This window comes from Oleiphilus sp. HI0080 (assembly GCF_001635135.1).
The window spans coordinates 1-9,634 of the sequence record NZ_LWFU01000337.1; the positions used below are offsets into that span (position 1 = coordinate 1).

The 9,634-nt window shown below is 48.0% G+C and carries 7 protein-coding genes; all 7 read right to left on the reverse strand.

What is annotated here, in order from left to right; all coding sequences use genetic code 11:
* The coding region (locus A3751_RS04540) for a hypothetical protein (protein WP_197466174.1) at positions 1-566 on the reverse strand (566 nt) is incomplete at its 3' end.
* A gap of 8 nt (positions 567-574) precedes the next feature.
* Positions 575-1,681, reverse strand: a complete 1,107-nt coding sequence (locus tag A3751_RS04545) for a DegT/DnrJ/EryC1/StrS aminotransferase family protein (protein ID WP_304439009.1) — start codon at positions 1,679-1,681, stop codon at positions 575-577.
* A complete protein-coding gene (locus A3751_RS04550; protein WP_068452703.1) occupies positions 1,674-2,333 on the reverse strand; it encodes an N-acetyltransferase in 660 nt (219 codons plus the stop codon). Before A3751_RS04550 ends, A3751_RS04545 begins: the two co-directional genes overlap by 8 nt.
* Complete coding sequence (locus A3751_RS04555; RefSeq protein ID WP_068452706.1) at positions 2,330-3,298, reverse strand: Gfo/Idh/MocA family protein; 969 nt, start codon at positions 3,296-3,298, stop codon at positions 2,330-2,332. The genes A3751_RS04550 and A3751_RS04555 overlap by 4 nt, the downstream gene beginning before the upstream one ends.
* Positions 3,295-4,296, reverse strand: a complete 1,002-nt coding sequence (locus A3751_RS04560) for a Wzz/FepE/Etk N-terminal domain-containing protein (protein ID WP_068452709.1) — start codon at positions 4,294-4,296, stop codon at positions 3,295-3,297. The genes A3751_RS04555 and A3751_RS04560 overlap by 4 nt, the downstream gene beginning before the upstream one ends.
* A 441-nt stretch (positions 4,297-4,737) precedes the next feature.
* On the reverse strand, positions 4,738-7,440 hold the full coding sequence (locus A3751_RS04565; RefSeq protein ID WP_068452712.1) for an SLBB domain-containing protein: 2,703 nt from the start codon (positions 7,438-7,440) through the stop codon (positions 4,738-4,740).
* A 1,078-nt stretch (positions 7,441-8,518) separates the two neighbouring features.
* A partial coding sequence (locus tag A3751_RS04575; protein WP_231876838.1) for a zinc-binding alcohol dehydrogenase family protein occupies positions 8,519-9,634 on the reverse strand: 1,116 nt, incomplete at its 5' end.

The following is a 9,634-nucleotide window of genomic DNA, read 5'->3' on the forward strand; positions in this document are numbered from 1 at the left end:
GCACCTAATAAGAATTTCCAGTTAAGTGCTAGGACTACACCCCCGGCGATAGTTACTGCTGAGAAATAGGCCCAAACTAAATTTTGTCCACGACCAACACTCAAGCCAAGAAAGTACGCGACGATAACAAACAAGAAGCTACGTAAAACCAGCACCCATGCCATCTGGGCATACTTCTTTGTACGATTTTGAACAAAGCTTCCGATATTAATGATCGATGAAAACAAGCTGACAAAGGGTAATAGCACCCAATAAGCTTCAATTATTTCAAAGATCACGAACAAAGAAACAATAACTAACGTAAGCGAATGAAGCACTAAGCTTAGAGTCATTGCAACGCTAGCAGCGAGAATGGCATGAATACCAAGGCGAGGAAGCAGAATTGTCATTTCGTATCGGCCAGAGGCAACAGCCGATAAAACACTAACCACGCCAATGAAAATAGCGTAAATACCAAACTCTTCAGGTGTAAATAGTCTCGCCAGAAGGGCATACCCAGCAAGATTGATAAGCTGCGAGACTCCCTGGCCTAGCGTCAGAACCCCAACACTCCTTATTAAAGCCAATGTTCTTCCTAAACCAGATCAACTATCAAGTCGATTTCACTGACACCCAAAAATGCGTTCATCGGCAAGCTCATAACTTCAGCACTTGCTTTTTCAGCCAATGGAAAACTACCCTTATCATGATCCAAGTAATCAAAGCATTCTTGTAGATGTAATGGCATTGGATAATGCACTGCTGTTGGTAGGCCTTGCTCTTTTAACTTCGCTTGCAACGATTCGCGGTTTTTAACGCGAAGGGTGTATTGCGCATAAACAGAGGTACGGTCAGCCTTTACTTGTGGCAAGGTAAAAGCACCCGCCGCACTGGAATCTGACAACTGCTCGTTATACATCAAGGCAACGCTTTGTCTCGCTGCGATCTCATCAGCATAACGGGGCAACTTCGCGAGTAGCACAGCTGCCTGAATGGTATCTAAACGCCCACCAATGCCAATGTATTTATGGTGATAGCGTTTATTCTGTCCATGTACGCGCAGCATTTTAAGCTTCTCGGCGTATTCGTCATTATTAGTGAATACTGCGCCGCCATCACCATAGCAACCTAGTGGCTTGGCAGGGAAAAAGCTGGTGGTGTAGAAATCTCCATGATTCACCTCGCTTTGGCCTTTGTAGGTTGAACCAAAGCTTTGTGCACCATCGATAATGACCTTTAAACTATGTTTTTTTGCAATGGCATTGATCTCATTCATGTCTGCCGGTTGTCCATAAAGGCTGACCGGCATGATGGCTTTTGTTTTTTCAGTGATCGCGGCTTCGATAAGGTTTGGATCGATGTTAAAAGTAAGCGGATCTATATCAACAAATACCGGTGTCGCTTTTAAAAACGCAATGCTTTCGCCGGTCGATATAAAGGTAAAAGGGGTGGTGATCACTTCGTCGCCTGGCTGAATATCCATTGCCATGAGGGCAAGCACCAATGCGTCAGTACCATTTGAGCAGGTGATTGCATGTTTCGCGCCGGTGAATTTTTCCAGCTCTTGCTCTAGCTCGGCAACCTCTTCGCCCATGATGTAATTGGATTTATCCAAAACTGCCTGAATACGCGCATCAATCTCGGCTTTATAAAGCTGGTATTGGTGCTGCAAGTTAGCAAAATCAACTTTCATCTCAGGCATTGGCTGAAACCCCTTTAGGTGTGTATTCGATCATTCCATTTTTTAAAGCGTAAATATCGCCTGTATGAGGGCAAACGCACTCTACAGCGCCTTTATCATCTTTTACTGGCGCTGACACAGGCAAGTCGAGCTTCTCGCCAAAGGCGCTCATCCAACCCACCTGCTTTGCAGGAACCCCGACCATTAAGGCATAGGGTTTGACGTCTTGATTAACAACAGCGCCGGCGCCTACGAAAGAATATTCACCAATCGTAACACCACACACGATGGTGCAGTTCGCCCCCAAGGTTGCGCCCTTTTTAACCAGGGTATTGCGATATTCGTCTTTACGCTCGATCAGTGAACGGGGGTTGTAAACATTGGTGAAGACCATGCTTGGGCCACAAAACACACCTTCTTCCAAGGTCACATTATCGTAAACCGAGACGTTATTTTGCACCTTGCACTTATCGCCAATCACCACCTTATTGCCGACATATACGTTTTGGCCAAGAGAGACCCCCTCGCCTATCTTTGCGCCACCACACACATGCACCCAGTGCCAGACGCGAGATCCGGCACCGATTTGAGCGCCTTCATCAACGATGGCTGTTGGGTGAATCGTCACACTATCCACGCCACTACTTACAACATTATTCGCACCGCTGCTCATGCTTCTTTATCGAACCTATTCACTCTGTTCAGAAAGGGATGATATTCACCCACTAAGCCAAGTGGCGTTTGATTTCGAATATCGGCAACCGTGGTAATTGCTACGCGGTTTTCTTCCAAACCAAAGCCTCGACCCGCCAAAATTTCGTTGTAGCTAATCGTATGTAAATCGGTAAAACCACCGGAGAATTCAATCTCTTCACCATCACAGGTGATCGAACGGAAGGTGCGCTGGCCCGTGGCTTTTACATCATCCGGCACATCGTTGTAGTCAATCGACAAGAACCAGCGAACGCGTGCGTTTTCGTACTCTAAGTAGCCGGCTGACTTTGTGTCTGACTTATAGTGAACAACGTTTTCTTGCAGCTCACCAAAGATAAAATGCAACATATCGTAAAAGTGCACGCCGATATTCGTAGCTATACCACCTGATTTTTCCTCATCGCCTTTCCAGGAATGTAAGTACCATTTGCCGCGCGAAGTAATGTAGGTTAAGTCTACTTCGCACTTTTTGGTCAACTGAGCGTTTTGGATTTTATCGCGCAAGGCAATGATAGATGGATGCACACGCAACTGCAGAATCGTGTTTACTTTTTGGCTTGTGTCTTTTTCAATCTCTTGCAGGCCATCAATATTCCATGGGTTAAGTACTAATGGCTTTTCGCAAATTACATCAGCACCCGCTCGTAAGCCAAAACGCATATGCGCATCGTGTAAGTAGTTCGGTGAACAAATTGAAACGTAGTCGATAGCTGAACCATGATTCTTGCGCTTTAGCTTGTCGATATAACGATCAAAACGTTCAAACTCAGTAAAAAATGCTGCCTCTGGGAAGTGACTATCAATAATGCCGACAGAGTCATTTTTATCGACAGCCGCTACAAGGTTATTATTCGTGTCTTTTATGGCTTTCATATGACGCGGCGCGATATATCCAGCTGCGCCGATTAATGCAAAGTTTTTCATACTTGCTTATCCTTTTGCTTGTTATTTCTATTCTTCTTCGTACCGTAAACAAAACCCATCACTACCCCAAACATTCCGCCAAACAGCGCCCCCATTATGCAGATCAAAGCACGGTTGGGCTTAGATTTTTTTTCTGCAATACGCGGCGCACTAACCTCTCTGAACACGTAATCCCGCGTACCCGATGCCAGCATTAGCGTTTTCGTCTGTTCTTCGATCAAGTCATAAAACACGCTTTGCATGCTACTGAGGTTGGTTTGCTCAATCTGCGCCTTGAGGAAGGTTATATTTGCTTCTGCCTCTTCCGCCGCTTGCTTTTTAAGCTTTGCATTAATTTTTGACACCAGCCCACTAACCCATTGACGAGCAACTTCCGGTGAATAGTATTCGACATCTACAGTTACAAAACCCTTGCCTGGGTCATCTTTAGCAGACAGGTAAAGATCAAACACTTCATACAGCTCCCAAGAACTCGGTTCAGCCTGCTTACCCTTGGGCGGCTCGCGCTTCCAGACTTTAGTCTTCGGGTCGTAAATCTCGGTATTGTAAATCAACTCGTTCGTTTCGGGGTTCCAGCCTTTAACTGCGAACACTTGCGGCGCTATGTTTTGTTCTTGAATAAATTCTTCAATAAACGCCCAGCTTTGGAGAATCTCGAGCGCCTCTGCCGTTTTATTTGAACCTCCTCCGCCGAGATTGATGCCAGCAATTGACGCAAGCCCCCCAAACTGCCCAGCTATCTTGGCCAGGCCGCTACTTGATGCCTCAGCTGGCGCAAGTATAGCGGTACTCTTGTACATATTTGGGAGCGAAAGCGCATAGAAGACAGAGGCGACAGAGAATACAGCAGTGAAGCCGACGATGATCCATTTTCCGCGCATTAGGGCACGCCAGAGCTCGAGGAGATCTATTTCGTCGTCGTAGGGGGGGTGCGCTTGGGGCGCGTTACCTTGTGATCCATTGGGGGAACCTAAAACTGGAGGGTGCTGCTCTGACACTTTTTATTTGCTTCCGTTACTGTAGCGTTCTTATCAGGTTTCGCTTTGATGCGATATAGCATTGGAACTTTTGAGATTTGTTCATAATGCTGTGTTATCCGTTTCTTTTCTGCCGGTACTGACCGGCGGCAGCTTAAGGTCTTTGACTTTCCAAAGCCCCCGACATGGCCCAGGCCACCTTCTCTTGCGCTACGCGCAATTCACCTTGACCCAAAGGCGACCCGGTACCCCAGGGCATACTCTCTCGCTGCGCGATTCACCTTAACGGCTAAAGCCTCTACGAGTTTGCCCCTTCGATAACTTTTTGTGTCTACGAGGCTTCGAGGATGTTATTCGGAATGTCACCCACTCCTTTCAGCCCAATACACTTTAATAACAACATATTAACGTAGGATTTAACAGCCTTGGCTTAGCGTTTATTAATGGCTATACATCAATCAGCTACAAACTTCCCACTGCAGCTGCACCAAGGGCGATTTGGTAGAAGATTTGGCTGACATCACGCCAGAGCACGATGCTATCAAGTTTGTCCGCGTCCAATGGCACCACAATCGTATCTCCGGGGTTGATCTGTGCATCATTGCTAGCAAACCAGTGGCCGTTTTCGGGCAATTGAACGCCACCATTGGCCTTTATGATGTAAATACGCTCGTCATCCGCCTTACTGGTCATTCCTCCGCTACGAGCGATATAGTCGCTGTAGTCTAACGCCGGTTCATACACTTGAGAAATCGGCAACTGTACTTCACCGATAATCGTCACGCTATTTTTGCGTGAAGGGACAACAAGGGCATCGCCACTTTGCAACGGGATGCTATAACCAGGGTCTTCGTTGAGCACTTTTCCTAAATCTATAACCAGGCGGCCGAGAGCAGGCGTTCGTTCCAACTGCTCAAGTAAGCCCCAAGCGGTCTCAACATCGCGATTACGCTGCCCCGTCTCTTTTCCTATCAGTTCCGCTTTCGCAATATCTTCCTGGAGGCGGCGCTGCATTTCTTCGAGGCGACGCTCTTGCTGTTCTTTTAGCTCAACACGAGTAAACACAGCACCCGGAACATAAGCATATTCCGTTACGCCACCGGCGCGCGCGAGCACATCACGTAGAGTGTCGTCTTTATGAATGGGATAGAAACCCGGGAAACGCACTTCGCCCTTTAGCTCTACGTAGTGATCTTCAACCCATTCAGGAATAGCGCGGATCTGTAAAACATCACGACTGTTAAAGGTGAAATTCCGACCAACTTCATTGGTGAGATCGATATCATAACGTGATTGCATACGCTTTTGGTACTGGTCAAAATCGGTCCGACTCACCTCAGCGCTTAGCTTGTAGGCTTTTTCGGTAAGACCACCTGCGGCGTAGATAAGATCTTCGACCGTCATACCATCTACCAACGGAAACGCACCAGGGTAACGAACAGAGCCAGTTACTTTGACCTCTTTTGACGGACTCCCCACATGGGCCTGAGCCCGAAGCTCTTCAAGAATTTCTTCAATGACCCATACGCGCCCCCAGTAAGCCGCTTCTTTCTCATACTCGGTGATGGTGAGTGTTTGGCGGCTATGGGCGCGATCTCGCTCAATTAATTCGCCTCGCCCATCTTTCGCAACCCGCATTGCCTCCACTTCAGCATCAAATTGCCCGAGGCGCGACGCGCCGAAATCATACCCGGTGCCGCTGATGCCTTTCTCTGCACGAATATCTTCAGGGAGCTCATTTTGATCCCTCGGGTAAAGCGCGAACACCAGAATCTCGTCCTGACTTTGCAAAACACGATTTTGCTCGGAGCTTGGATCAGAAAAAACATCCGTCAAGCTAAACGAGACAACCTCAAGCGACTTTTGAGGGCCTGAGTAGCGCTTAATTAAACCATAACGCAAGTCTGCACCAGGCTTAAGCTGGTCCACAGAACTAATGACATCGCTAAGTCGCAAACCTTCACGCCAGTTTTGTATCCCCGGGCGATACACATGTCCACGAACCGCAACGGTGTTCTCAACCTTCTCAAGCACAGAAGCAATGCGCAGCAAATCGCCAGCTTGTGCCGGCTGATCTTTTAACTTGGCGTTTTCTTCGCTGTAGTTAATAACGGTTTTCTGCTCGTTATTAATAATGCGCTCAAGCGTGCTTTTTTTAGTGTAAGCCGACGGCGTTAGGCCACCGGCAAAAGCAACCAAATCGGCTAACGTTTCACCCGGAAGAAACTCATAGATCGCGGGACGACGCACCTCACCATCAATACCCGCAGTATCGCCAACAGGAGGAATGAATACCACATCACCCGAGCGCAATGCCGCATCATTCGAGGTATCACCTTCCAATAACAGCTTATATAGATCGAGCGTTTGTACTAGCTCTCCCCTGCGCTTGAGTTGGATATTTCTCAGTGATCCGGTTTCGCTGATACCGCCACTCAATACCAGCGCATTGGTAATAGTAGAGAGCGAGCTCACTACATAACTGCCAGGCACATAGGCCTCACCCAACACAAAAACTCGGATTGACTTAAGCTGACCCATCGAGATAGAGGACTTCATGCCGATCATGCGCTTAGAAACTTCACTACTCAGCTTCGCTTTCGCCTCGTCAAAGCTAAGGCCAGCCAACGAAATCGGACCCAATTCTGGGAAATACACCTTACCCTCAGCGTCGATACTTAAATCGTAGCTTTTACTTTCTTTACCATAGAGCTGCACCTTGACGTTATCGCCCGGACCAAGGACATAGTCACTTGAAACGGGAATGTCGTTAACCGGCTCAAAAGTACTAGGCGCCCCGGCAAAAAGCTCATAACCGAAGGGCACCAACCTACCTGCCTGATAACGACTTGTAGACTGCCCTTCTTCCGTGGTCTCAATCGGTTGCGGCTTTTGCTCTTGGTTATAGGGGTTTTCTTGCCCCTCTCTTGTTAAGACAGAAACTTCTTGCTTTGCCTCTGCCGGCGCACTCGAGCCACCAGACCCACCTGTAATATCTGAAAGGTTCACGCCATATTGTGCGGCCAACGCTTCTTTTTGCGCGGGGTTCATGGTCATGAACTGGTTGATCATCTCTGGAGTCACCTCAAGCGCTTTGACTGGCAAAGCAAGACAGAAAACGAGCATGGGGACAAGAAAAGATAGTATGCGTGTAAGTCGTTCCATGAAGAATATTCTTATGTTGTGGTGATGCTTTGTGCATGCAGGGTCAGCAAGCACTTTTGTATAGGTAAAGTGTACTACAGGTGGTTTGTGGGCGTAGGGGGGATGTTAGTTACGGTTTGGTTATTTAAGGTTTTTTGGTTGAGGGCGGGCTTTGGATTGAAGGTTTTAGCGCAGGGAGTTTTTTTGGTTTAGCTTGTTTTTTTAAGAGCTTTGCTTTTTTTCATATTCATTCTTGATGGCCCTATCCAAGTTTCGCCTCTATGCGACTTAGGGGCTTCCACAGCCAGGGGCTTTCGCTGTTCTTTCTTGTTGGTGACATGCAGATTTCGTCTTTGAGACGGGTTTTTCTTCTTTTGTGATCTCGCTGTTTACGTCTTCTTATCCGCCGCTTCCGCGCGGCAGACGGGTTAAGATCTTTGACTCGCCAAAGGTCTTAACAATCTAAAGGCGACCCGCAAAGCTCCGCTACGCTTCTCTTTGGACGGGAATAGGCCCTTCGATATCTTTCAGTGCCTTCGAGGCTTCGATGAACTTGCGGTGTTTTGTAGATAGCAGCATGTTTCTGCGATTGTGTTTTCGGGGTTTCTTCGTGCGCGGCAAAATGCCACGACTCTCGCCCTTCGCGAAAGCGGAATTACTCCGTTCAAGCTTTTCGACACACCAATACACATCGAAGTCTCGTAAACACAATTATGTCATCGAAGGGATAAATCCCGTCGAGCGGCGCAGAGCTTTTAGGTGAATCGCGCAGCGAGAGAGTATGCCCTGGGGCACCGGGGCGCCTTTGGGGTGTCAGGGTCTTTGGCGAGACAAAGACCCTGACTCGGCCTTCAGGTCGAAACTTGAACAGAATACCTAAGTCGCCTTAAGGCGAAACTTGTATAAGGCCAGCAAGAAAGAAAGAACATAAAAACCAGAAAAGAATGCGATAAACCTTTACCAAATAATAATCGCAGCAGGATGCTGCTCGCTACAAAGGTGTTGGTCAGGTAACCGCGCATGAACAGAGTGGTTAGAAATGTCGCAGCAGGATGCTACTTGCTACAAGAGGGAGAGCTTACTCCCTCTCGCTAAAAACTTACTCCCACCCCTCGAGGACGAGTTTCCCCATCATTTCCCCGTTCTCGAGCTTTTGATGGGCGTAGCGCAGGTTGGTCGCATTGATGGGCGTAACCGTCTCTTGAAGCGTGCTTTGAAGGATACCTTCATCGAGCAGGCGGGAGACTTCGCAGAGTATGTGGTGTTGTTCGATCATGTCGGGCGTTTTGAACATGGCGCGGGTGAACATAAATTCCCAGCTAAAGCTGGCAGATTTGGCTTTGAGTTTGTTCATTGCTAGTGGCGAGGTATTGTCGACAATGCAGCAGATGCTGCCCTGCGGTTTGATGATGTCGCACATGGCGTCAAAGTGTTGATCAGTGCCGTTACAACAGAGGATGAAATCAGCCTCTTTATATCCCAGCGTCGACATTTGCTGCTTGATATCATCGTAATGACTCACAACATGGTCTGCGCCGTTTTTAACGCACCACTCAATGGAACCACGCTTACTCGCCGTCGCCACTACTTTCAAACCAGCAACTTTGGAGGCGATTTGACACGCGATAGACCCAACGCCGCCTGCACCGCCGATAACCAAGATCGTTTTATCGCTGTTATCTGCCTCTAAGCTAACACCCATACGGTCAAAAAGGGCCTCCCAAGCCGTAAGGGAGGTTAATGGCATTGCAGCCGCCTGAGCGCTACTTAATTTAGTAGGAGCATGACCCACAACCCGCCAATCAACTAGGTGATATTCACTATTGGTACCCTGTCGCGTAACGTCACCCGCATAGTAAACGCGATCACCCTCTTTAACACCACGACATGCATCACCAACTTGAACGACTGTTCCAACCGCATCAAAACCCAGCACCTTCGGTTCAGAATGATCTGGATCCGCTCGTCCGCGCAACTTTGTATCTACCGGATTTACGCTGACCGCCTCAACTTTTATGAGCAAGTCATGCGCCCATGCTTTTGGCGTCGTGATTTCAAGGTCTTGCAGCGACTCGGGATCTGAAATCGCAAGGTGACGGGTAAACCCAACGGCCTTCATTTTTTGATTTGGCATACCAGTACCTTTTGATGCGTTTTTTGTTGTTGTGAGGGTCAGTATACAACCTTTGGTTTGGTGAGCGTCAAGAGGGCGGGT

Coding starts and splice junctions, on each gene's coding strand:
- A3751_RS04545 (WP_304439009.1), bottom strand. CDS start 1,681: ATGCCTGAGATGAAAGTTGATTTTGCTAACTTGCAGCACCAATACCAG.
- A3751_RS04550 (WP_068452703.1), bottom strand. CDS start 2,333: ATGAGCAGCGGTGCGAATAATGTTGTAAGTAGTGGCGTGGATAGTGTG.
- A3751_RS04555 (WP_068452706.1), bottom strand. CDS start 3,298: ATGAAAAACTTTGCATTAATCGGCGCAGCTGGATATATCGCGCCGCGT.
- A3751_RS04565 (WP_068452712.1), bottom strand. CDS start 7,440: ATGGAACGACTTACACGCATACTATCTTTTCTTGTCCCCATGCTCGTT.